This window comes from Amycolatopsis tolypomycina (assembly GCF_900105945.1).
In the GTDB taxonomy this organism is placed as follows: domain Bacteria; phylum Actinomycetota; class Actinomycetes; order Mycobacteriales; family Pseudonocardiaceae; genus Amycolatopsis; species Amycolatopsis tolypomycina.
In genome coordinates this window covers 825,324-849,522 of record NZ_FNSO01000003.1, presented here as the reverse complement: position 1 = coordinate 849,522, position 24,199 = coordinate 825,324, and the positions used below count along the sequence as shown (strand labels likewise).

The following is a 24,199-nucleotide window of genomic DNA, read 5'->3' as shown; positions in this document are numbered from 1 at the left end:
GGGCTATCCGACACGCCTTCCCGCACGTCCCGCGCGGGTGTCCGGCCCGGCGCCCTTGTGCGCGCCCTGTCCCCGGGCGCGCGCACGGCTGGGCCGGCGACGATCCAGGCGTCGTTGCGGGCAACCGTCAGCAGTCACTCCACGGATAGTGAACCCCGAACCGGTCGTACCCGTCGTTCAGGTCCTCGTCGCGGGCTGCGTGGTCCACCACGATCGACGATCCGGCGACGACGCCGGCCGCGTCGAGCACTCCGGCAACCGCGTGCACGATCGCTGCGTACCGGGCCGGCGGGACATCGACCGGCAGCCGCACGCGAAACTCGCGAGATTCCACGTGCTCGATGCTGCCTGTACCAAACGGGCGACACCAAGCCCCCGGTCGGGCGGCCACGGATTGACGCCACCCTGGTCCGGCGGCCGTTCACCGAACCTCAGCGGCGGAGGCTGGTGTCGGGCGGTGCCCGGGAGCGACGTCGGAGACCAAGTCGGGGCGCGCGTCGCAGTGCAAGAAGGAGTCGCCTCGTTCCAGCGTCCAGACGGGCGAGAACCCGTCGCGGCACCTGATTGGGTACGGCTCTCGCTGCCGGTGACGATTGCGCGCCGTGATAGCCGCACGTCGGCCCCAGGCCGTCCTCTGCCCGAGATGGCGCGGGGCGGCAAGTCGCAGGGCGCCGTGCCTGATTTCTGTCGGGGGTCTGCCCCAGAATCGACGACTGGACTCGCTCGATCGCTGTGGATCACGCGGACGCCACCGACCCGACGCACCGACGCACCTTCACGAAAGGCGCCGATGAACCTCACCACGACCGACAACATGTCGCCCGAAGCCTTGCGGGAAGCCCTGATCGCCCAAGTCAAGCACGCCGGGTACGCCCGCAGCCGAACGGTCGAAGACGCGTTGCGCGCGGTCGAACGCCACCACTACGTCCCGGATGTCGAGCTGACCGTCGCCTACGCGAACGACATCGTGGTCACCAAGCGAAGCGCGGACGGCGAGGTGTTGAGTTGCGCCTCGCAGCCCGGCATCGTCGCGCTCCTGCTCGACCAGCTGCGCCCTCAGCGCGGTGACCGCGTTCTCGAAATCGGTGCCGGAACCGGGTACAACGCGGCGCTGCTGGCGCACCTGGTCGGCGAGCACGGCCACGTCACTGCCATCGACGTGGACGCCGACATCGTCGACTTCGCCGGCGAACGCCTCGCTGCCGCCGGCATCGGCAACGCCGAGGTCGTCCTCGGCGACGGCGCCTGCGGACACGAGCCCGGCGCACCGTATGACGGCGTCATCGCCTCCGTCGGCGCCTACGGAATCCCCGCCAGCTGGCTGTCCCAGCTGGCGCCCGCCGGACGGCTGGTGATACCGCTGCGGATTCGCGGGAGCGTGTCGCGCTCGATCGCGTTCGAACGGGACGCCGACGGCGGCTGGCGCAGCGCGGAGCACGCCATGTGCGGCTTCGTCCCGCTGCGCGGCGGGATCGCCGACGACCCCCGGGGCCGGATCGACCTGACCGGCGACAACAGCGTCGCACTCCAGACGCACCAGGACTATCCCTTCGCCGCCGAGCGGCTGACCGGCGTGCTCGACCAGCCGCGTAGTGAGATGTGGACCGGGGTCACCTTCGCCCGGAGGGAATCGCTGGAGTGGATGTACCTCTGGCTCACCTGCGCGTTACCCGGCGCTCTGCGCAGCATGCCGGTCGAGCAGACGGCGATCGACTCCGGCCGCGTCACCCCGATGTTCCGCACCGGGATGGCCGTCCCCGGTGACGGTGAGCTGGCCTACCTGGCCAAGCGTCCCGGCGGTTACGACAGCGAGGGCCACGAGCTCACCGAAACCGGCGTCATCGGGCACGGCCCGAACGGTGGTGAACTGGCGGCACGCGTCGCCGACGAGATCCGCACCTGGGACAGGAACTTCCGGCGCCGGAGCGTCCGGTTCGAGATTCCCGCCGACCGCGTTGACGACTCCGACCCCACGTGCGGCCGGTTCTTCCTCGACCGCCCCCACCACCCCATCACCGTCATCTGGCACTAAGCCACAACAGTGGTAGCGCTCGATCACGCGGGCGACCCCACCAAACTCGTCCGGCCACTCGGCCGGCGAGGCACGGTCGGAGATCGGACGCGCAAGTGGGCTTGAGTGTCCACCGTCCCCTGCCCGTGCCGCAGCCAGCTGGGCCGTTGGCGCCGATGAGACGGCCGAGCCCCGGCCGTTTCATCCACGGGCCGGGGCTCGGACGCGGGTGCCCGCGGACGGTGCCGGTGTTCTCAGGCGGCGGGCGGCAGCTGGTGCTGGCCGCGGCGGGGCACGATGGATGCGGCGGCTTCGGCGGTTTCGTGGGCGAGTTCGGGCAGGACGTGGGTGTAGGTGTCGGCGGTGATCGCGATGCTGGAGTGGCCGAGAAGTTCCTGGACGACTTTCAGGTCGGCGCCGGCGGCGAGCATGAGGGTGGCCGCGCCGTGGCGCAGGTCATGCAGGCGCACGGGTGGGAGTTCGGCGGCGTCGGCGATGACATGGAAGGCGTCGGTCAGCTTGGCCGGGTGCAGCGGGCTGCCGTCGAGTTCGGTGCAGACCAGGCCATGCTCGGCCCAGTCGGCCCCGGCGGCCAGCCGCAGCGCCTCCTGGCGTTGTTTCTGGGCGTTCAGGACGTCGACGGTGGCGTTGTCGAGGGCGATACTGCGGCCCGACGCTTCGGACTTGGGTTCGCCGAACTCGGGTGTCCAGCCGACCTGGACGAACGCGGTGGTGATGGTGATGGACGCGGCGGTGAGGTCGACGTCCCACCAGGGCAGGCCGCAGGCCTCCCCGCGGCGCAGGCCCCGGTAGGCGATGAGGTGGAGCAGGACGTAGTAGGGGTGGCCTTCGGCGTGGTCGAGGAACCGGCCCACCTGCTCGGGTGTCCACACCATCACCCGGGACGGTTTCTCCCCGGTGCGCTTCCAGCGCTCGACCCGCTCGGGCGTCCACAGCAGCGCCTTGGGTCGTTTGCCGGAGTCAAGCTCGACATGGGATGCCGGGTTGAAGGTGATGTTGAGTTTCGGGTCGCGGATGGCGGCGTTGAGCGCGGCGCGCAGCGTGGCGCGGTAGCGCTGCATGGTGGCCGCTCCCATGGTCCGCACCCCGCGCACGCTCTTGCGGATCTGCGGGTCGTCGCTGGCCCGGGCGGCGAGGATGGCGTCGTTGCGTTCAGCCATCGCGTCGAACATGCCGGCCACGTGTTCGACGGTGAGCGCGTCGAGGCGGTAGTGGCCCAGGTACGGTTCGAGCCAGAGCCGGATGTGGCTGCTGTAGGAAAGTTTGGTGCCACCGCGCAGCTTCCTGCGGCGGGCAAGCCAGGTCGCAAGCCACTCGGCAACGGTGGGGATCTGGTTCCCAAGCGCGCGGGTGCCGGCGTTGAGCTGCTGGGCGATCTCCTCTGGCTCGGGAAGCGGTTCCCCGGTCTGTAACCGGTCATCGATCAGATCACCGATCGCGAGGAGCGCGGCGCCGCCGTGCGGCTCGGCCGCCTCGACCAGCGCGGCCATCTTGTCCAGGACATCTTGCGCCAGGGTCTGGGTGGCGTAGCCGCCGCGACGGCGGGTCCGGCGGATTCCGTCGTGTCGGTGCGGCAACTCGGCCTGGAAGTACCAGGTCCCATGCTCGGAGCTCCAGGTCCCGTTGCGTCGCTTGAGTTTCGGGCACGTGGCGCCGAGCCGCTTTCGCGTGTCGGGGTGCTTGCAGGAGCAGCGTTTGAACGTGCTGCCCGAGAAGTGCTGTTGGGTCATCGGATTGTGTTCCTTCCGCAATCCGCAGGGTCTGTTCGGACAGCGGCTATCGACGCTCTGGTACGTACAGAGGGGAAGCGTCAGCTACGAGGCTCTTCGTCCAGGCCGAGAAATTCGATCAGCCGGGCCACGACGACCCGGTACCGGCGGCCGGTCCGCACCACCGGAACAGGAAAGGTTCCGTTACGAGCGCCCGTGTAAGCCGCTGTCCGTGCGACCCGAAGCACCTTCGCGGCGGTCATCAGGTCGGTGGTGACACCCAGAGCACGCAGTTGTTCGGCGGTGCGCGCCCGGGCGGCGACGGGCAGCGCGGTGTCGGACGGCGCAGCGTCGGGTGTGGCAGGCGTCGGGCGGTCGGGATCGTGCACGGTGATGTCCTCACGTTCGGCGATGCGGACGGAACGGAGACCGGAACCACGTTCTCGGGCACGCCGTTTCCGCGCATCGACAAGGGTTCTGGTGTCAGGTGTCGTCGGCGCCGCCGACGGCCGGTGCGCGACGCTGTCAGGGCCGGTGCCGGGGACAACTGGCCGGACGGCGCGGCCCCCGGCGCCGAAACTCAGGTAGCGGCCGTGTGCTGTGCCCGCGTAGCGCTTGCGGCGTGGCCGCGTCGGTCGCCGGGTCGCGTGTGGACGGCGCCCCGATCCCGACGGGTTGGTCGGGCGCGATGTGGTGGCGCGTCGAGTGGCGGGCGCGCGCACAGTGGTGGTCACGGTGTCTGCGTCCCGTCGTGGCCGGGGGCGTGGTCGCGGGCCGGCGCGAGCAGGCGATGCGGGATGCGCCGGACGCTGGTCGCCGGGCTTTGAGCAGCCCAGAACAACGCAGGGGTGATCAGGGCCCGGTGTGCGGGCTGGTCGGAGAGCACCCAGTGTGCGGCGGGGCGGAAGGCGCCGTGCTCGTCACGGGTTCCGGTGGCCTGGTAGCCGGTGTACTTGATGTTGGTGATGATCGCGGTGACCGCGGCGGGCGGCCACGAGGTGTGCGTCCCGGGCGGCGGGTAGCGGTCGGGGTCGGCGTCGAGCCGGGCAGTGATGTGCTCGACGGACAGGCCGGTGACCGCGCGCCAATAGAAGATCGCCTGTACCACCGGTGCCCGGCGCGGGTCCGGGGTGAGGCGCGTCCGGGGGCTGGCGCTGCGGCTGCGCGCCGGCTCGGCGACGGTCATGGTGGTGTAGCCGTACGGCGGGTGATGAACGTTCCAGCCGGCGCGGATCAGGGCCGCGAGTGCCTCCGCGGACCGCTGTGTCACCGGGTGCTGCGGCGCTCCGACGTGGTTGTGGGTGCGGCGGGTGCCGGCTCGGTTCGGCGGCCGCTGGTGTCGCACCGTCAGGCGATGACCGATGGCGCGGGCCCAGCGGCGCAGACGGCTGAGTCGACGCGTTGTGCTGCGGGCGGGCATGGCAATACCCCTCTTTCCGGGTGGAGCAGTGCGGGTGGAGTGCGGCGCTGCGGGACGGGCCAGTGGCGGGTCGGCTCCGCACCCGCAGCGCCGCGAGTTCAGCGACGCGAGCCAGTGCGAGCGCGGCGGGCACGCGCGGCGGGTAGGACGCGGGGGCGGCCGGTGACGAGTTCCCAGCGATGCCCGGCGACCGCGTAGTCGCCCCGGTCCACCAGCGTCCGTTGACCGCGTGCGACGCGGCGGGCATGTGGTGCGCGGTCTGCGTTCGGCATGACCGGGCCCGTGGTCGCCACGACATGCGTGGCGGCGCCGGAGGCGGCCGCGCGTGTGACATCGTCACGGCGAGGTGCGCTCACTGGTGAGCCCCTCTCCGAGGCGAACGACCGGGGACGGCGCAGTCATCGGCACCTCTCGTCGTCCGGGCGCTGCGGCCCCCGGCCGCCCGGGCGGCGCGCAGCGGTGACGGTCGGCGGCGCGGCGCGCTCGATCTGGCCAGCGGCGGTGTACGGTCCACCCGCAGGCGGTGCATCGCACGCGGGCACTCATGCCGACGCTCCGCGGCCACGGCCGCCGCGCACAGTCGCCGCCGAACTCTGGGGCAACAGCGGACGGCGCAGGAGAACCACGTCTTCGTGCGCGATCAAGTGCAGCGGCAGGCCCTGCTCGCGTTGCTTGCGGATGAAGTCGCGCTGGAAGAACGAACCCCGCGCGACGAGGCCGGCGTCGGCGACGCGGGCCAGCAAGGCGATGCACCGCTCGACCGGAACCAGCCCGGCCGCTTGGCCGCAGGCGATGATCTGCGAGGGCAGGTCGATCAGCTCGGAATGCTCGCGCCACGGGCGCACGGTGATCGCGACGTGCCCGCCGGGGCGCAGCACGGCGGCGCAGCCGGTGAGGATGCGGGTGAATCCCGCGAGCAGACGGTGGTGGCCGACGTTGGCCAGGTTGCCGCGGTCGAGGGCGTTGCCGTAGCGGTGGTGGTACTTGTGCACCTTCCCGTCCGGCGAATCCGTCGTCGCGGTGACGACCTGCCCGTGCAGCGACGGCCCGTACGGCGGCGAGGTGACCACCAGCGCGACCTGCCCCCGGTACTTCGCGGGCAGCAGGTGGGGCAGCTGGCGGGCGTCGCCGGGCACGATCTCGGCGTCCACGTCTTGGCCGCGTTCGCGGGCCAGCTCGAGGTTCGCCCGGGCAACGTCGACCCAGTGCGGTTCGTACTCCACCCCGACCGCGCGGCGCCCGGCGTCGATCGCCTCGACCAGGGTGGTGCCGGAGCCGGCCATCGGGTCGAAGACGAGGTCTCCGGGACGGGTGTAGTGGCGGATGGCGTGCGCGGCGACCGCGGGGAGCATCTTGGCCGGGTGCGCGGTGGAGTCGGCGACGTAGCGGCCCTTGCGCTGCGCCGCTGGCGAGGTCTGCGCGGTCACCCACACCGACAGCGGCACCTCCCCCGCGGCCGCCGGATCGTCCGCCGCGCCAGGGTCGGTCGGAACGCTCGCCCCGGCGCTTGTCGCCGCACGCGTCGCAGGGCGGGGCGTGGTGTCCAGGGCGTCGATGAGGGCACCCGGAATCGGCACCGTGAGGTCGTCACCACCACCGGCGACAGGCCCAGATGCAGGGTCGGGGTTCGGGTGGGACGGCTGTGGGTGGGACATGAGCGGGCTGCCTTTCGACGAGGCGGGAACGGCCGCGGCGGCCTCGGGCGATCGGGGTGACGGCGTGCTCACCGGAGGTCTCCGTAGCCGGGCTCGTCGTCGGGAGTGAGGGCCGCGACATCGGTGTCCGGGGGCGGCGTGCCGAGGTCGGTGGGCTGGGCGAAGACCTGGATGTCGCTGTGGGCGCGCCGGTGCGGCGCGGGCAGCCCGCGGACCGTCGCGCGGTGTGCGGTGCGGTCGTATTCGGCGACCACTGCCGTGGTCGGCGCGGCGTGCAGACGGCCGTGGCGGACTGGGGTGTGCAGCGCGACGATGTGCTGCAGATAGAGCAGATCGGCGTGCTGCGCGGCCGCGACGACCGCGCCGGTCGGGTCGACCAACCGCCCCTCGTTCCAGTCACTGTGCGTATACACCGCGAAGATGCCGCCGTAGCGCAGCAGGCCCGCCGCCCGCAGTGCGAGCCGGTCGAGCGACACCTGCTCGGCGGCGTGCGCGGGCAACGCGACGAGCACCAGATCCGCGCGCTCCGCCGGTGACGAACCCGGCGCGCCGCCTCCGCTGCCGGCGGCGCCGTGCGCCGGGCGCGTCGTCGGCGCGGCGGGTGCCGGCGCGGGTGTCGCGGCGTCGAGGACAAGGTCGGCCCAGAACGGTCGGACGGGCGAACCGGAAGCGTCGGCGGGTGTGTCCACAACGGTCGCGGTGACGGTGCGGCCGAGCGCGCGGACCGCCTCCTGCACTGCTTCCGGGACCACCGCGCCGGTCGCCATGGCGCCCGCGGTAGCGGCCGTCGTGGCGCCCGCAGTAGCGGCCGTCGTGGTCGCCGCCGCGTCGGTACCGACATCGATCAGGACGACGTGCGCGCCGGGTGCGGTGAACGCGGTCGTGATGCGCTCCACGATCGGCACCGGCCACGTCTCGTGCGCGTCGATCGGGTCGGGTCCGCACGTCCACACCGTCGCCGGAGTCGGCTCCGGCGACGCGGTGCTCGTGCGTCGGCGCGACCGTGGCGGCGTGCCTTCCGGCCGCGAGGCAGCACGGGTGCCGTGAGCGCCCGTGGTGGTGCGGGAGCGGGCGCCGGGGTAGGGGGCGAGCTCGCCCCCGCGCCGGGTGCGCGGCGGGCGGGTCGAGTCCTCGCGGCGGCGGGGACGGCCGTCCGGGGACGGCGGGCGCTGTGTCATGAATGGCCTCCGGTGCCAGGGGCCGCCGGGACGTCCCGGCGGGCTAGTGGTGCTGTCACTTACTAGTTCCGGAAAAACGGCCTCGATAGGACACCGGATCGCAAAAAAAGTAGAAATCTGCCCAGCCGGGCTCACGCCACCCCAATTGAGCTTCAGCGGATCAGTTGACTCCCGGGAACACGACACCCGGCAGGCCACGTGATGAATCTCGATAATTTCTCGAACGAGCGCCGAGCACACGCACCTCAGCCTCAAGGCGACTGAACGTGCTTGAGGCGCTACCACTCGCCGCGACCGCATCAAGAGATCATCACCGCAGGTGGCGTACCGTTTCACGTCCACCTCGCCCGGCAGGAGCGCAGTGTTCCCATGCACCCCTTCGACAAATGGTTGCGCCTTCACATACCGGTGGTTTGAGGCGGTTTTGATGCGTTCTTGACACGGTTTTGAGGCGGCTTTGAGGCGGCTTTGAGGCGCTTTTGAGGCGCCCTGAATGGCTTCCTTTCGACGTTGCCTTCACGTCTTAGGAGATTCAGCCATGGCTGTGTCGTCGCCGGAGAACGATCCCGGCTTGAGCGGTTTTTTTGTGCGCCGTTCCGCGGTCCATGTCACCGAGCCTGGGGTTTTTGACACGGCTCGCATGGCGTTCGAGTGGCTGGTCACCGGACCGGATCCGGTCGCCCTCGACTGCCGCCCGATCCCGGGCCTGCCGGCGCGGCCCGTGCCGTTGGATGAGCTCGGCACGCTGCTGCTGGATCAGGACCGTGCCCAACCCACCCGGGATGCCGCCTGGGCCGCGCTCGTCACCCGATCCCGCGCCGATGGCGCGAAGTGGACGGTCGCGTGTGTCGGGCTGGCCCTGCCGTGGCTGGTGCGGGTCGCCGCGAGCCTGGCCGCGCTGACCCGCGACGACGTTCACGACGTCCACGCCGCCGTCTTGACCGGCTTCCTCGAGGCACTCGCGACCGTCGATCTGGATCGTCCGATGATCGTGGTGCGCCTGCGGTGGAGCGCCTTCCGGTCCGGGTATGCCGCGGTGCGCGAGGCGCTGCATGCCGCGGCACCGGTCGGTGACCCGTGCGACGAGGACGTGCAAGGGGTCCTGGCCGCATTGACCGTTCCCCGGTCTGGCTTCCGCTCGTGCCCGCCGCCTCAGCCGAGCGGGCATCCCGAGCTCGCGCTGCTGCTCGCCGCGGCCGATGCGGGCGTGATCTCCGCCGGCGAGGCCACGTTGATCGGCGCGACCCGCTTCGGTGACCTGTCGCTGGCCGAGGCTGCGCAGGCGCGCGGGCAGACCTACGAGGCGGCCAGGAAGACCCGTCGGCGCGCCGAGTCCCGCCTCGCCGCACACCTGACCCCAGAGACCGCCGCGGGGTTCCGGCGAGGTACTCCCGGAGCAGAAATCCCGCGCTGCGCCTCGGCCACACCCACCGCATCCCAGCTACGCAGCGTTACACGACGGAGTCCGGGGCCGGCGCAGAACTTGCGTCGCCCGGCGTCGGTGGACACCCCCGAATCCGGAGTCGACGACCGCGGCCCATGCACGCCCGATCTCCCCGGACCGCACCGTCTCGCGGCCGTGCCGGGCTCTGCTCGGGGGGCTGCGTGATGGGACTGATCACTGGTCGCGGCCGCATCCGCGCCACCCGCCGCTGCCCTCGTGCGATCCGCCCGCCGGCGCGTCGAGACGGGCGTCCGAGTTCGGCCACCGCCGCCCCGGCGCCCGCGCCTCGCCACCAGCCACGCACGCCGAGGACGTGCCCGACGGGTCGGTCGTCATCGCGCCGGCGGCGGCGCCGCTCGGCGGTGTTGCTCAGCCTCATCCTGGCCGCCGCGGCGCTGCTGCTGTCCGGGTCGGCAGCGCACGCGGACACGGTGACCTACGTCGCGCTCGCTCAGACCGTGGATCAGGTTCTGACCAACATCCGCAACTGGATCATGGGCATCCTCGCCGGGGTCGCGTTGGTGTTCCTCACCATCGGCGGGCTGCGCTACCTGATGGCCGGCGACAACCCCGGCGAAGTCGAGAAGGCCAAAGGTGCGCTCAAGGCGGCGGGGATCGGGTTCGGCCTGGCGGCGCTGGCGCCGCTGGTCGTCGAGATCCTCAAGAACCTCGTGGGCGGGCTGTAGCCGTGGCCGCTCCTATCTCACCGAACCGCCGCATGGTCGCTCCGGGCGAGGACACCCGCCGTACCGCCCGGCCGCCGCGGCGGCGGCGGATCCTCGTCGTTCTGGGCGTGCTGCTGGCGGCGGCCCTCGGCGCGCTCGCCACGGCCAACGCCGCACCCGCGCCGGCACCGGCACCGGCGGCGCAGTCTGGCCGGCTCGCGCCACAGCAGGTGCCGCCGCTGCCGTTGCCGCCCAACCCGAGCTGCGCGTCCGGCTCACCGGAACCGGCCTGCCACCTGCCCACCGCGAGCCCGCCCCGGACGATCCCGGCGACGCCGCTGCCGCCGATCACCACGCTGCCCGGCCCCGGACCGTCGTGCTTCCCCGGCTCGGTGCTGCCCGGCTGCGCCCCCTCCCTCGATGGACCGTGCACGGGACCGGACTGCATTCCCCAGCCCTCGACCCTCGCCCCCAGCACCCCACCCCCGGCGCCTATACCCAATGGGCCGGGAGGCGACGCCGCGGAGTGCGGACTGACCGACCTCACCGGCTGCATGGTGGTCGCCGCGAGCGCGATGTTCGCCGCGGTCGTGGCGGCCGGGCTGAATCCACTGCTGGACCTGCTGGGCAAGACCTTGCTCACCACCCCGGAGCCGGATCAGCTGCCCGGGCTCGGCGCGGCGTGGACCGGGTCGTGGCACATCCTGCTCACCGCCTACGTGGTCCTGGTGCTGCTGGCCGGGCTGATCATCATGGCCTACCAGACCCTGCAGACCCGCTACACCGTCAAGGAACTCGCCCCCCGGCTGGTGGTCGGGTTCCTGGCCGGGACGCTGTCGCTGTTCCTGGCCACCAAGGGCATCCAGATCGCCAACGCGCTCTCGGCGGCGGTGCTCGGCGACGGCGTCGATCCGGCCGCGATGACCCGCAGCCTGGTCACCATGGTGCAGGGGTCGCTGCACGGCGGCGGCCTGTTCCTCGGCGTGCTCGGCCTGGTGCTGGTGGCACTGCTGCTGGTGCTGCTCGTGGTGTTCGTCGTGCGGGTCATCGTGACGGTCCTGCTGATCGCCGCCGCGCCGATCGCGCTGATGTTCCACGCCCTCCCGCACACCGAAGGCGTCGCCATCTGGTGGTGGAAGGGCTACGGCGGAGTGCTGGCGATCCAGGTCGGCCAGTCGCTGACGCTGGTGGTCACGGTGAGGATCTTCTTCGCCCCCGGCGGGTTCACCGTCCTCGGCCCGACGCCCTCAGCGCTGATGAACGTGCTGCTGTGCATCGCGCTGCTCTACGTGCTGATCAAGATCCCGTTCTGGTTCCTCGCCCCGCTGCGCTCCGGACGGCCCTCGCTGCTCGGGCGGATCGTGCGCGGCGTGCTCGCCTATAAGACGATGGGGCTGCTCAGCGGCGCCACCGCCGCCCTCCGCGGCCGCAGTCGAGGACGCAACACCGGGCCGCACGGTCGCGGCGACCCGTCCGGTGGCCCGCCGCCGGCGGATCCGCCCTCGACCCGCACCGGCCAGTTCATGCTCCCGATGCGAGTCCGCCGGACACGTCCGGGCGCGCCTCGGTCGCCGCGGCTGGGCGACCTCGCCCCCACCGACCCGCTCACCGACCGCGGGCCCGGTCCGGGGCAGCTGCCACTGTTCACCGCCGCCGGGTCGGGCGAGCGGCGCCGCGTGGCCCCGAACCCGCGGGCGCTGCCGCCGAGGACGCTGCCGAATGCGCTCCCTCGTGATCAGCTCGGACTGCCGATCACCACCCGCCACGCGCCGGACCTGGTCGGGCGCCGGTCGCTGGCCGACGACCTCGCCGACCGGCCACCGGCCCCGCCGCCGGTGCACCAGACCGGGCTGCTCACCCCCGACGGGCGGATCAACCGCAACGCCCGGCCACCCGCGTCGCTGCCGAACGCGCTGATCGCACCCGAAACCGGGATGCTGCCGATCCACCTGCGCCCCGCCGCGGCACGCCCGCCCCGGCACACCCTCGCCGACACCGCCGCACCACCGCCGGTACGCCAGACCGGGCCCGGGTTGATCACCCCGTCCGGGCAGATCAACCGCGCCGCCCGGGCCCCGCGCCGCCGCCCCCGCGACGCCTACACCGGCAACCGGCCACTCGCCTCCGGCCAGTACCCGCTGCCGCTGGGTGTCCGACGCCAACCCAAACCGGCACCGCCGCCCGAGCACACCGCCACACCGCCTCCGGCGGCACAACCGCGGCGGGTCGGGGTGCAGCTACCGCTGCCGCTGGATCTGCCGAAACGGCCCCGCCGCGCCCCTGCCCCGAAGAAGAAATGAGGACCTTGTCGTGTCCCGTCCTGTGCGTGTGCCCGCCGACGTCAACCGCCCCGACCGCGTGCTGGGGCCGCTGACCGCCCGCCAACTGGGGATCCTCGGCGTCGCCGGCCTCCTCCTGTCTGGCCTGTACTCATTGACTCGCGCGTGGCTGCCGCTGCCGGTGTTCCTAATCGTCGCGGTGCCGGTCGGGATCGCGGTCGCCGTGCTGGCCCTCGGGCAGCGGGATGGGGTCCCGTTGGACCGGCTCGTGCTCGCCGCGATCCGCCAGCACCTGTCCCCGCGGCATCGCGTCGCCGCGCCTGAGGGCGTGGGCCCGGCGCCCGCCTGGCTGACCGCGCAGCAACCGGTATCCCGAACCCGGGACCGCGGACGGCACCCGGTCTCGGCTGGCGCGGCATCGGTGTCGCCGGTGGCGCTGGAACTGCCCGCCAGCGGCGTCGCCGACACCGGCGCGCGGGCCGGAGTCGTCGACCTCAGCGGCGACGGGCTCGCCCTCATCGCGGCGTGCTCCACGGTGAACTTCTCCCTGCGGACGCCGGGTGAGCAGGAGGCCCTGGTTGCCTCCTTCGCCCGCTACCTGCACAGCCTGACCGCGCCGGTGCAGATCCTGGTGCGCGCCGAACGCCTCGACCTCGCCCCGCAGATCGCGCAGCTGCGGGCCCGGGCGCCCGGGCTGCCGCACCCGGCGCTGGAGGCTGCCGCGCTCGATCACGCCGACTACCTCGCCGAGCTCACCGCCCACGCCGACCTGCTGCGCCGGCAGGTGCTGCTCGTGCTGCGCGAGCCGCTGCGCCCCTCGTCCGCGCCGAGGGCCTCGAGCATGCTGCGCTGGCGGCAGCGCGACGAGCAGCTGGTGGATGGCCGGGTGCGAGAGGCGGCCGAGCAGCGGCTGGTGCGCCGCCTCGACGAAGCCACCGACCTGCTGTCCTCCGCCGGGATCGTCCTCACCCCGCTGGACGCCGGCGCCGCGACCGGCGTGCTCGCCTCGGCCTGCAACCCGGACACGTTCCTGCCGCCCTCCGCGCAGCTGGCCTCCTCCGACGACGTCGTCACGAGCACAACCACGTTTACCGACCTCTATGGCCCCGACCAGGACACCACTGACCCGGTGCCGCAGTCCGCACGCCGGGACCCGCAGCGCCATGCCTCGTCCGCTGCGCCGGCTGCGCCGGAGCGCACGGCCCGCTCGCGCCCAATGCCGTCGCCGGCGACGCGATCGGGTCCGTGGCTGTCCGACGAGGACGACTTCGACTACGACGACGAGATCGAGAGCAGGTAAACCCATGGCTCGCACCAGGCACCACCGCCCGCACCGCGGGTCGGCGGGCGCGTTCACCCCCGACTCGCTGTCGGTCTCGGCCCGGCATCTGGAAGTCGGCAACGAGTTCGTCGCCTCCTTCGGGATCACCGGCTATCCCCAGGAGGTCTATCCCGGATGGCTCGCACCGCTGCTGACCTACCCGGCCCGCCTCGACGTGTCAGTGCACGTCCAGCCGGTCGACCCGGCCACCGCGGCCAGCGGGCTACGCCGCCAGCGCGGCCGTCTCGAGTCCTCCCGCCGGTACAACGCCCGCCACGACCGGCTCGACGACCCCGACCTCGACGCCGCCGCCGAGGACGCCGCCGAGCTGTCCCGGCGCATCGCCCGCGGCGAGGGACGCCTCTTCCAGTTCGGGCTGTACCTCACCGTCCACGCCCCCGACGAAGCGTCGCTGGCCGAGGAAGTCTCCGCGCTGCGCACGCTGTGCGCGTCGCTGCTGCTCGATGCGAAACCCGCCACCTACCGGGCGCTGCAGGGCTGGGTCTCCACCCTGCCGCTCGGGCTGGACACCCTCGGCCTGAGGAGAACCTTCGACACTCCCGCCGTCGCCGCGTCCTACCCGTTCACCTCCCCCGACCTCCCACCGACCGACCCCACCACCACAGCGCCCTCAGGCGTGCTCTACGGCTACAACGTCGGCTCGTCGGGGCTGGTGCACTGGGACCGATTCGCCTGCGACAACTACAACTCCGTCGTCCTCGGCCGCTCCGGATCCGGCAAAAGCTACCTGGTCAAACTCGAGACCCTGCGCAGCCTCTACACCGGAGTGCAGGCGTTCGTCATCGACCCCGAAGACGAATACGCCCGCCTCGCCGCCCAGGTCGGCGGCACCTACCTGCACCTCGGCGCAAACGGAGTCCGGCTCAACCCGTTCGACCTGCCCATCCACACCACCCCCGACGGACGGCGCACCGCCCCCCAGGACGCCCTGGCCCGGCGCTCCCTGTTCCTGCACACCGTCCTCGCCGTCCTGTTCGGCACCGCCATCAGCCCGGCCGAACGGACGGTGCTCGACACAGCAATCACCGCCACCTACGCCCGTGCCGGGATCACCGCCGACCCGCGGACCTGGACCCGCCCGGCCCCGCTGCTGGCCGACCTACGTGACGTCCTCGCTGGCTCCGGCGACCAAGGCGACGCGATCGCGGCGGACCTGGCCGCGCGGTTGCACCCGTTCGTCGACGGCGCCTTCAGCGATCCCTTCACCGGCCCCACCTCCGCCGCCCCGGACGGGCACCTGGTGGTGTTCTCGCTGCGCGACCTGCCCGACGAACTCCGCGCGGCCGGGACGCTGCTCGTCCTCGATGCGGTGTGGCAGCGGGTCTCCAACCCCGCCCACCGGCGGCCCCGGCTGGTGGTCGTCGACGAGGCGTGGCTGCTGATGCAACTGCCCGACGGCGCCCGCTACCTGTTCCGGATGGCCAAGGCGCTGCGCAAACACTGGGGCGGCCTGACCGTCGCCAGCCAGGACGCCGGCGACGTGCTCGGCAGCGACCTCGGCAAAGCCATCGTCGCCAACGCCGCCACCCAGATCCTGATGCGCCAGGCACCCCAGGCCATCGACGAGATCTCCGCATCGTTCGCCCTCTCCGCCGGGGAACGGCAGTTCCTGCTCTCCGCCGACCGCGGCCAAGGCCTGCTCGCGGCGGGCGCGCAGCGGGTGGCGTTCCAGTCGCTCGCCTCGCCCGCGGAGAACTTTCTGGTCACGACCGACCCGGCCGAGCTCGCCCGGTTCGCCGCAGACGATCCGGACATCGTCGAGGGTGGCCTCGCCGACGCCTACATCGACCTCGGGCACCTCGACCCCACACAACCGTCCGCAACGGACACGGATGCGGACCTCGATGCCCCCGGGTTCGGTGACGTCGGACAGGTCGATCTCGACCCAGGCTGACACCACGCCACAGCTCCGCTACCCGAAAACCTGTTGCCCGTAAGGGAGTTTCGCCATGACCATGCACACCGCCGGAGTCGCGGTGCCCGCGGGCTGGGTGGGTGACTACCTGCGCGACCCCGGCAGCACCATCACCGCCCTGCTCGCCGCACTGCGGGACTGGGCCCAAACCTGGGGGCCTGTCGTGGTCCCCGCCGTGCCCCTCGCCCTCGCCTGCTGGGTCGCCCTCCGCCGCTGGTGGCGGATGCGCCGACACGCCGGGCTGCTGGCCGATGCCCGGCGGATCACCGTGCTCGCCCCGCCGGTGGTCGATCCGGCCGGCGGGGCTGCGGTCTGGTCCAACCTCGTCGGGCTCTTGCGCCCCTCCTGGCGACGCTTCTTCGCCGGGCAGCCGCATCTGGCGATGGAGTACGTGTTCGGCGAGCACGGCGTCACCGTGCAGTTCTGGGTCCCTGGTGTCATCCCGCCCAGTTTGGTCGAACGGGCCGTCGAGGCGGCCTGGCCCGGCTCACACACCCGCACCCACCCCGCCATCGCACCCTTCCCCGCCCTGCAGGCCGGGCGCCGGCGGATCACCGTCGGCGGGCAACTACGGCTGGCCCGGCCCGAGGCGCTGCCGCTGCGGACCGGCTTCGACGCCGACCCGATCCGCGGGCTGCTCGGCGCCCCGGTGGGGCTCGGCCGCGACGAGTACGCCTGCGTCCAGGTCCTCGCTCGCCCGGTCACCGGCCGCCGCGTCGCCCGAGCTCGCCGTGCCGCCCGCCGCATCCACCACGGCTCCTCCCGTCGCCTGGGTGGCCGGATCCTCGATCTGATCACCCCCGGTGCCCACGCGACCCGCTCGGGACAGACCGCCGACGCACGGCGGATCAGCCAGGACCCGCAGCTGTCGCTGGAATACTCCGCGCAGAACAAGGCCATCGTCGGCAAACAGCGCGGCTCCCAGTACGAGACCCTCATCCGCTACGCCGTCGCGACCGACCTGCCCGCCGACACCGGCACCGACCTGGCCCGCCAGGCCCGCGACACCGCACGCGGCCGCGCACACGCGCTGGCGGCCGCGTTCGCCGCCTACACCGACCACAACCACTACACCCGCACCCGGCTGCGCCACCCCACCCGAGCCCTCGCCCAACGGCACCTGGACCGCGGTGACCTGCTCTCGGTGCCCGAGCTCGCGGCGATCGCGCACCTGCCGACCGACCCGGAGATCCCCGGCGTCGAACGCGCCGGAGCCAAAGCCGTCGCCCCGCCACCCGGGGTCGCGACACCCGGCCCGCAGGTCAAACCCCTAGGGCAGGCCGACACCGGACATGCCCGCCCGGTCGGGCTGCAGGTGGCCGACGCCCGGCATCACCTGCACGTGCTCGGCGCCACCGGCAGCGGCAAGTCGACCCTGCTGGGCACCATGATCCTCGACGACGCGGAGCGTAACCGGGGTGTTGTGCTGATCGACCCGAAAGGTGATCTGGTCACCGACGTCCTCAACCGGCTCCCCCGCTCGGCCGCGGAGCGGGTGGTGCTCTTCGACGCCGACTCCCTGCACCGCCCACCCATCCTCAACCCCTTGGAGGGCGGGGAAACCGACCGTGAGGTAGACAACCTCGTCTCCGTCTTCCGCCGCGTCTATTCGGCGTTCTGGGGGCCGCGCACCGACGACCTGATGCGCGCCGCGTGCCTGACGCTGCGGGCCCAGGAAGGCGTGCCCACCCTGGCCGATCTGCCGAAGCTGCTGACCAGTGAGGCGTTCCGGTCCCGCATCACGGCCGGCCTGACCGATCCCGTGCTGACCGGGTTCTGGGAGTGGTACGACGACCTCACCGACAGCTCCCGCTCCCAGGTGATCTCGCCGCTGATGAACAAGCTCCGGGCGTTTCTGCTGCGCCCTTTCGTGAAGGAAGCCATCGCCGGCGGACACTCCACGGTGGACATGGGGCAGGTGCTCGACGAAGGCGGCATCTGCCTGGTGCGCATCCCCAAAGGCTCCCTCGGGGAGGAGACCACCCGGCTGGTCGGGTCCCTCGTGGTGGCCCGCACATGGCAGGCCACCACCGCCCGCGCCCGTGTCCCCCAGCGGCTGCGTCCCGACGCGAGCCTGGTGGTCGACGAATGCCACAACTTCCTCAACCTCCCCTATCCGCTCGAAGACATGCTCGCCGAAGCCCGCGGTTTCCGGCTGTCGATGACCTTGGCCCACCAGCACCTCGGGCAGCTGTCCCGCGAACTGAAGGAAGGCATCTCCACCAACGCCCGCAGCAAGATCTTCTTCTCCGCCAGCCCCGAGGACGCCCGCGAGCTCGCCCGCCACACGGCACCTCGGCTCTCGGACCATGACCTGTCCCATCTCGGCGTCTACCACACCGCCACCCGCTTGGTCGTGCACGGCGAGGAAACCGAGCCCTTCACCATGACCACCACCCCACTCCCGGCCCCGATCCCCGGCCGGGCCCGGGAAATCCGCGCGGTGCTCCGCGCCCGACGTCGCGCACACAGCACCACGAGCAACGCCGGTCACATCACAACCAGTACGGCCGCGGCAGCCGCGCAGACACGGTCCAGGCCGACCGGGCGGCGGGTTCCGCCGACCCGGCCACCCAAGACCGACCCGCGCCGCAGCCGCCCCTAGCCACCGCAGAACCCGGCACTCCCTCGCTGCCACAACGGAATTGCCGCAACCGCCAAGTCGTGCCGGGCCGAGATGGAGCTGCCCACAGCAGTTATCCACACCCTGTTGACATCTTGAGGAGAACGCGTTGATCACCCGTATCTTGCGCCAGAAGGCGATGCGTGGCCCGCTGCCCGGCCGCCCGACCGCGCGGGCCGCCGGCTCGGTCGAGCACCAGGCCATGCTCGCCTCCCGCCTCACCGCCCGGGACAAGTGGCTGCTCGCGCTGCTGCACGAACACCGGGTCCTGACCACCGTCCAGATCCAGGACGCTGCGTTCCCGTCGGACCGCTCGGCCCGCCAGCGCCTGCGCGACCTCTACCTCTGGCGCGCTGTGTCGCGGTTCCAGCCGTTCCAGCAGCTCGGCTCCGCCCCCATGCACTACGTCCTCGGCCCCGCCGGCGCCGCCGTCCTCGCCGCCGAGCACGGCCTCGAGGTCAAAGACCTCGGCTACCGCCACGACCGCGCCATGGCCATCGCCCACAACCAGCGCCTCGCCCACACCATCGGGGTCAACGACTTCTTCACCTCCCTCATCGCCCACAGCCGACATATCCGCATCGCCGAGCGACTGGTGGTGTGGTGGTCGGAGGCCCGCTGCGCCCGGCATTTCGGGGACCTCGTCATCCCCGACGGCTACGGCCGCTGGCACACCGCCACCCACGCCGGCAGCCCCGACCGTGAGGTGGAGTGGTTTCTCGAGTTCGACACCGGCACCGAATCCCTGACCAAGGTCGGACGCAAGCTCGCCGGTTACGCCCGGCTCGCCGAGTCGACCGGGATCGCCACCCCGGTGCTGGTGTGGCTGCCCACCAGCCGCCGCGAAGCCGGAGCCCGCACCGCCCTGGCCCGCGTCCACGCCCAGCTCGACGCCCCGCACACCGTCCCGGTGGCCACCGCGGCAGCCGACCTGCTCGACCCGACCGCGCCCTATCCGAGTCCCGCCGAGCCGGTATGGCTGCCCCTCACCTCGTCCCGCACCACCAGAGCCACGGGGCCCCGCTACCACCTCGCCGAGCTGACCGACGCCTGGCCCGGCCTCGCACCGCCCGCCGACGCCGCCGACCCGGCCGCGGGCGACGGCGGCGATGCGCCGGCGGCCGCGCCCTACCGGCTCCCGCCACCGAGCCCGATCCCGCCGCGAGCCACCCCCAACCGCATCGCCCGCGGCGACCACTGACCTCCTTTGCCGCTCACGGACACCAGCCCCGTCCGCGAGGGCTCTGTCGTCAAGATCCGCATCCCGATGCCGCTACCAGGAAAGGAGCACTGCCGTGGGGAGCAAGATCGGCGCCGGCATCGCGGCCGTCGTCCTCGCCATCCCGCTGCTCATCGGCGCCCAGGCCACCGGCATCGTCGGCCAGCTGTTCAGCAGCCGCTCGTCGCCGGGATCGCTGACCTGCACCCCCGACGGGACACCGACCGGGGCCGTACCGGGCATGACCGCCGAGCAGCTGGGCAACGCCGCCGTGATCGTCGGCGTCGGGAAACAGCGGGGCGTGCCGGAGCCCGGGTGGGTGGTCGCGGTCGCCGCCGCGCTCCAGGAATCCGGGCTGCGCAACCTGTCCTACGGCGATCGGGACAGCCTCGGGCTCTTCCAGCAACGCCCGTCGATGGGCTGGGGCAGCCCCGACCAGATCACCACTCCCACCTACGCGGCGGCGAAGTTCTTCGAGCGCCTGCAGGCAATCCCGAACTGGCAGCAGATGAGCGTGACCGACGCCGCGCAAGCCGTGCAGCGCTCGGGCTTCCCCGGCGCCTACGCCAAACACGAGGGCACTGCACGCGCGATCGTGGCGGCCGTGTCGGGTGTCCGGTGTGACCCCGCGCCCGCCGTGGCCGGGACGGGCAACTGCGACATGATCCAGGCTGCCTCACCCGCCGCGATGGCCGCCGTCAACTATGCCTGCGGGCAGCGTGGGCTGCCCTATTTGTGGGGCGGCACAGGCTCCGACGGCGGATTCGACTGCAGCGGCCTGACCCAAGCCGCCTACGCCGCCGCCGGGATCGCCCTGCCTCGTACCTCGCGCGCCCAGTACGCCGCCGGACCCCACGTCCCCGACGGCCAGCCACTGCTGCCCGGTGACCTCGTCTACTACGCCACCGCAGGACGCGTCCACCACGTCGGCCTCTACCTCGGCAGCGGCAACATGATCGACTCACCGGACGTCGGCCAAACCATCGGAATTCGTCCCTACCGTCATCCGGGCGACGACTACTACGGCGCCACACGACCGGCGGCTCGCGTTGCGCCGTAACGGCTTTCAGGACGCCGACACCCGCATCGATCGCAGCGGAGTGCCGTCGGGCGTCGCTGTCCACGTGCGCGACCTTGTTCTGCGCGCGGACACGGCGTCGTGGCGACAAGGGTGTGGTCGCAGGCCGCCGTGACCGGTGTGACCGTAACTTTTCAACGGCGCAGCACGTTCACGCGCTCACCGCCCAGCAAGGGCTTGTCCTCCGGACCGGCCAGGTGCGGGTCGATCCAAATAGGACGATGATCGTTTCGACTGGGGTAGAACTGGTTCCGCCAATGGCCGCGAACGATCCAGCGATGACGGTATTCTCGTGTGCTCGTCCGGCTTTCCTCGGCAGTGTGGTCGGGCGGTTCGGTGCGGGCGCGGCGCAGGTCGATGTAGCGGACGGTGGGGTCCAGATGCGGGTCCTCGCGCGCGATGCGGCGGCGCGCCGCGCGGGGCGCGGTGAGCTGTTCGGAACGGACCAGCGTCTGGCCCATCATCAGCCACGTGGCGAGGATGGCGCGTTGCTGCGCGATCTTCGCGTCAGCGTCCATGCCCTCGCCGTTGCTGGCCACGTAGCCGGGCCAGCCCTGCATCTCGGTGAACTCCATCGGCGTCAGCCCTCGCCATTCGTAGCCATGCGCCGGGGAGAACGAGGGCGGGATGGGCGCGCGCCGCAGGTTCGGCAGCAGCCCGGCGGCGAACGAGTCGGCGGCCTGCGCCGTCGTCGGCGGGTTGCGTTCGGGGTCGGCCAGAGGGTGCTGGGAGCCTCGGATAGCGCGTTCGAGCACGTGCTCGTGGGGTAGCCCGGCCAGCACTCGGCCGATCCGTAACGCCCCATTGGTCCACTCCGCGCTCAGGGAAGCCCAGGTATGCACCCACAGCCCGCCGCGCCCGGGTCCCCACGACACGACGGTGAGGCCGTCGTGGCTGCTGGTGGCGGTGCCCGGGACGGGCGGGTGGGCGTAGACCATGATCCCGACCGGCGCGGGCAGGTCCTCGGGATGCAGGCGGTAGTCGGTCAACGTCGTTGCGGCGTGTCCGGCCAGGTCGGTCATCTCGTCGGACACGTAGAACAGCTCGGCGACCGGGAGTTGGGCGGCCAGCGTGCTGCTGATGAGCGCGGACACGTCGTCGGCGCGGTTGAACACCCGCGAGTCGGTGGCCTGCTCGGGGTGCGGGCCGAGCCAGAACGTGAACCAGTTGGCCGCGCCGTCGGCGCCGGGATCACGTGCCCAGGCTGCCATACGCGCCCTGATTTCGGGGACATCACGCGCGGATATCACAATGGACATGCCAAGTTTCCTTTGCCGGGTCGATGGCGAAGCTCGCCGATTGGGAGCAGCAACATGGGGCGCGCCCACGCGGGTTGGCCGGTCGCGTCGCTGTGCGCGGCCGGTGTGCGGACACCGTCCGTCGTCACATCAACTACGTCGTCATTCAGGTTTGCGCGGTGGTCGACAGGTGTGAACGATGGGAGGTTCGACGTAGCGCGGCCTGCGCGGAGATCACGGTTCGGCGGGCGTGGTACTGGCGATCGCCGAAGCGGTCGGCGCGATCAGGTGCGGCCATCGACCGTCCACATTGGGCCAGATGCCCACACGCTGCCACCGTTTCCCCTTGAGCAGTCGCATCTCGACATCGAGGTGGCGGCAGACAGCGGACGCAGGCGAGGTTCGCGCGGTTCGTCCACGTTCGCCTAACGGTGGGTTCGAGAGTCGGCCGGAGTCGTGGATGCGACCGGGCGGACGAGAGGGTCGCATCCACGACTCCGTTGCCGTTGCGTGCCGAACTGGAGCGCGGCGCACATCGGTCGTGACGACGGGTGCCTACCAGTCCCAGCGATGGATCGTCCCGACCAGCACGCTGTAGGGCGCGCCGTCAGCGGTGACAGCGTCGATCTGGACGAGGAAACGGGCGTTCGCGGGCCGTGCGCGTTCGACTCGGTTGTAGTTGCTGGCCAGCCCGAACACGGTCATGGTCGCCGACAGAGTCGGGCCTTCCCGGGTCAGGAACCTGTCGGTGCCATGCAGGGTGTGCAGTCCGGAAATGGTGATGTGGATGAGCGGCTGCGGGCTGGATTCGTCGGCGTCCACGACGAAGGCGGCCTCGGCCGGGATCATGTCGTCGCGTTGCACGTCGAGGATGTCGGTGCGAAGCCGGTCGGCGAGCTTCACGATCGGCCAGTCAGCCGTTTCGTCGTAATGATCGCCGATCAAGTACCGGACACTGTCAGCATTGGTCGTCACGGTGTCATCGGTCATGACAAATAGACCCTCCAATAATTGGGGTTTGCTTCCAGCCGCACTGTCGGGTGGACGGTCGCACGGCGCCGTTGACCCGGAGCGTGGATTGACTCGATCAGGGGTGTTCCGGCGTCGTGCCGTCGGGGCGACGGGTTGGCTGGTGACGGGTCCATCCACGCTCGATACGTCGTCGATGTCAAGCCCGGCATGAATTTCCGGCCGCGACGGGGTGATTTGCGAACCGTATCCGCCATCGCGCTGGACGATCAGCCGGCCGCGATGCTATGCGCGGCGCACGCCGTGACGGGAAACCGTCCACAAGAGACGAACGAATATTGATGGATCGCTTGACATGGAGGCAGTGACGAAGCGTCCATAGTCGTGTAGCCCGAACCACCGGATGCGCACCGGCGGGCCAAGCCCCGGCCGGGGCATGACCATTCCCCTTCCCACCGATCCACACGGAGAACGTCATGTCCCAGAAGAACACCGCCACCACCAACCGTCCCCTGCACGCCGTCTCCGGCACGAATGACGCACCGACCACGGAAGACAAGGTGCGCGCCGTGCTGGCCGCCAAACCCGGATCGACGACCGCCGAACTGGCGATTGCGGCCGGGGTGGGCCGCTCGACCGCCGCGAAGATCCTCGCCCGCTGGGACCGCGACGGCGCGGCCACGCGCGCCGCAGGTGACGGCCCCCGCAAGCCCGACACGTGGACGCTCGTCCCGTCGGACACCGGTACCACCGCGTCCGAACCGCAGGACACACTGCCGGACGCGGCCGCACGTGCCGATTCCGAGGACAAGGCCGCCCCGGCGGACGTCGCAGCCATCGAGGAAACCGAACCGATCAGCGACGATGGAGAGGGCCCCGCCAGCGATGAGACGGCGACCGACGACTCGGGAAGCCGTACGGACGCTACGGTCGTCGCGGTCGCCGACGGTGCGCCTGCCCTCGCCACCGAAGACGACAGCAGGCAGGAGAACCACACCCGGTCGCCTGAGGCACCGGTGAACGACGACAAGCTCAGCGCCGCCGTGGACTCGCCGGGTTCGAGCGTGGTGTCGGCCGAGGCTGCGTCGACGGGGAAGGACCGGTTGGCGAAGGGTGCTTTGCGGGGGCTGGTCGAGGAGTACCTGGCCGAGCGCTCGGGCGAGAGCTTCGGGCCCGCCCAAATCGGCAAGGATCTCGGTCGCTCCGGCGGGGCGGTGAACAACGCGCTGGAGAAGCTCGTTGCCGACGGCTACGCGATCAAGACGTGCGAGGCGCCGAAGCGGTTCACGATCAACCCGGAGAAGACAGACGCCCCGGTCCCTGCCCCCACCGCGTGACCACGCGGCTCGTCGGTTTTCGCTTCCCTGGTCACCAGGTAGCCGACCGCGCGCGGGGTCACCGCCATTATCGTGGCGGTGGCCCCGCGCCTTCGT

18 protein-coding genes are annotated in these 24,199 nt (G+C 71.7%); 10 read left to right on the top strand and 8 right to left on the bottom strand.

The window, feature by feature from the left end:
• Positions 1-127: 127 nt before the first annotated feature.
• Positions 128-334, bottom strand: a complete 207-nt coding sequence (locus tag BLW76_RS09765) for a hypothetical protein (RefSeq protein WP_143060580.1) — start codon at positions 332-334, stop codon at positions 128-130.
• Positions 335-790: 456 nt separating this feature from the next.
• Here BLW76_RS09765 and fxlM point away from each other — a divergent pair, with 456 nt between their 5' ends.
• On the top strand, positions 791-2,032 hold the full coding sequence (gene fxlM / locus BLW76_RS09760) for a methyltransferase, FxLD system (protein WP_091305570.1): 1,242 nt from the start codon (positions 791-793) through the stop codon (positions 2,030-2,032).
• A gap of 233 nt (positions 2,033-2,265) precedes the next feature.
• Here fxlM and BLW76_RS09755 read toward each other — a convergent pair whose 3' ends face one another.
• The 5 genes from BLW76_RS09755 to BLW76_RS09735 all read right to left on the bottom strand — a co-directional run bounded on the left by BLW76_RS09755 (position 2,266) and on the right by BLW76_RS09735 (position 7,994).
• Positions 2,266-3,783: a tyrosine-type recombinase/integrase gene (locus tag BLW76_RS09755; RefSeq protein ID WP_244170105.1), complete on the bottom strand. Its 1,518-nt coding sequence runs from the start codon at positions 3,781-3,783 to the stop codon at positions 2,266-2,268.
• Between the two features lie 59 nt (positions 3,784-3,842).
• Positions 3,843-4,130: a hypothetical protein gene (locus BLW76_RS09750; protein WP_091305567.1), complete on the bottom strand. Its 288-nt coding sequence runs from the start codon at positions 4,128-4,130 to the stop codon at positions 3,843-3,845.
• 341 nt (positions 4,131-4,471) lie between these two features.
• Positions 4,472-5,011, bottom strand: coding sequence for a recombinase family protein (locus BLW76_RS09745; RefSeq protein ID WP_167384532.1), 540 nt, complete (start codon positions 5,009-5,011; stop codon positions 4,472-4,474).
• A 692-nt stretch (positions 5,012-5,703) separates the two neighbouring features.
• The gene (locus BLW76_RS09740) at positions 5,704-6,816 is read right to left on the bottom strand and encodes a TRM11 family SAM-dependent methyltransferase (protein WP_208613249.1); all 1,113 of its coding nucleotides are present in this window, start codon (positions 6,814-6,816) and stop codon (positions 5,704-5,706) included.
• Between the two features lie 68 nt (positions 6,817-6,884).
• Positions 6,885-7,994, bottom strand: a complete 1,110-nt coding sequence (locus BLW76_RS09735; protein WP_244170104.1) for a hypothetical protein — start codon at positions 7,992-7,994, stop codon at positions 6,885-6,887.
• Between the two features lie 538 nt (positions 7,995-8,532).
• On the opposite strand from BLW76_RS09735, the gene BLW76_RS09730 reads away from it, so the two are divergent.
• The 8 genes from BLW76_RS09730 (at position 8,533) to BLW76_RS09695 (ending at position 20,541) form a co-directional block, all read left to right on the top strand.
• A complete protein-coding gene (locus tag BLW76_RS09730) occupies positions 8,533-9,603 on the top strand; it encodes a hypothetical protein (RefSeq protein ID WP_091305562.1) in 1,071 nt (356 codons plus the stop codon).
• Between the two features lie 197 nt (positions 9,604-9,800).
• The gene (locus BLW76_RS09725) at positions 9,801-10,124 is read left to right on the top strand and encodes a pilin (protein WP_091305560.1); all 324 of its coding nucleotides are present in this window, start codon (positions 9,801-9,803) and stop codon (positions 10,122-10,124) included.
• 32 nt (positions 10,125-10,156) lie between these two features.
• Complete coding sequence (locus tag BLW76_RS09720; RefSeq protein ID WP_244170103.1) at positions 10,157-12,403, top strand: TrbL/VirB6 family protein; 2,247 nt, start codon at positions 10,157-10,159, stop codon at positions 12,401-12,403.
• A gap of 10 nt (positions 12,404-12,413) precedes the next feature.
• Complete coding sequence (locus tag BLW76_RS09715; RefSeq protein WP_091305558.1) at positions 12,414-13,682, top strand: PrgI family protein; 1,269 nt, start codon at positions 12,414-12,416, stop codon at positions 13,680-13,682.
• 4 nt (positions 13,683-13,686) lie between these two features.
• On the top strand, positions 13,687-15,618 hold the full coding sequence (locus BLW76_RS09710; protein ID WP_091305556.1) for a VirB4 family type IV secretion system protein: 1,932 nt from the start codon (positions 13,687-13,689) through the stop codon (positions 15,616-15,618).
• 55 nt (positions 15,619-15,673) lie between these two features.
• The gene (locus BLW76_RS09705) at positions 15,674-18,244 is read left to right on the top strand and encodes a type IV secretory system conjugative DNA transfer family protein (RefSeq protein ID WP_091305554.1); all 2,571 of its coding nucleotides are present in this window, start codon (positions 15,674-15,676) and stop codon (positions 18,242-18,244) included.
• A gap of 127 nt (positions 18,245-18,371) precedes the next feature.
• Positions 18,372-19,463, top strand: a complete 1,092-nt coding sequence (locus tag BLW76_RS09700) for a replication-relaxation family protein (RefSeq protein WP_091305552.1) — start codon at positions 18,372-18,374, stop codon at positions 19,461-19,463.
• A gap of 94 nt (positions 19,464-19,557) precedes the next feature.
• The gene (locus BLW76_RS09695) at positions 19,558-20,541 is read left to right on the top strand and encodes a C40 family peptidase (protein WP_091305550.1); all 984 of its coding nucleotides are present in this window, start codon (positions 19,558-19,560) and stop codon (positions 20,539-20,541) included.
• A gap of 152 nt (positions 20,542-20,693) precedes the next feature.
• On the opposite strand, the gene BLW76_RS09690 is transcribed toward BLW76_RS09695, so the two are convergent.
• Both BLW76_RS09690 and BLW76_RS09685 read right to left on the bottom strand, forming a co-directional pair.
• Positions 20,694-21,818 carry a hypothetical protein gene (locus BLW76_RS09690; RefSeq protein ID WP_244170102.1) on the bottom strand — a complete coding sequence of 375 codons (1,125 nt, stop codon included), beginning with the start codon at positions 21,816-21,818 and terminating at the stop codon, positions 20,694-20,696.
• A 534-nt stretch (positions 21,819-22,352) separates the two neighbouring features.
• On the bottom strand, positions 22,353-22,787 hold the full coding sequence (locus BLW76_RS09685) for a hypothetical protein (RefSeq protein ID WP_091305547.1): 435 nt from the start codon (positions 22,785-22,787) through the stop codon (positions 22,353-22,355).
• A 455-nt stretch (positions 22,788-23,242) separates the two neighbouring features.
• Between BLW76_RS09685 and BLW76_RS09680 the strand changes: the two genes are divergently transcribed.
• The gene (locus BLW76_RS09680) at positions 23,243-24,103 is read left to right on the top strand and encodes a COG3415 family protein (RefSeq protein WP_091305546.1); all 861 of its coding nucleotides are present in this window, start codon (positions 23,243-23,245) and stop codon (positions 24,101-24,103) included.
• The last annotated feature ends 96 nt before the right edge of the window (positions 24,104-24,199 follow it).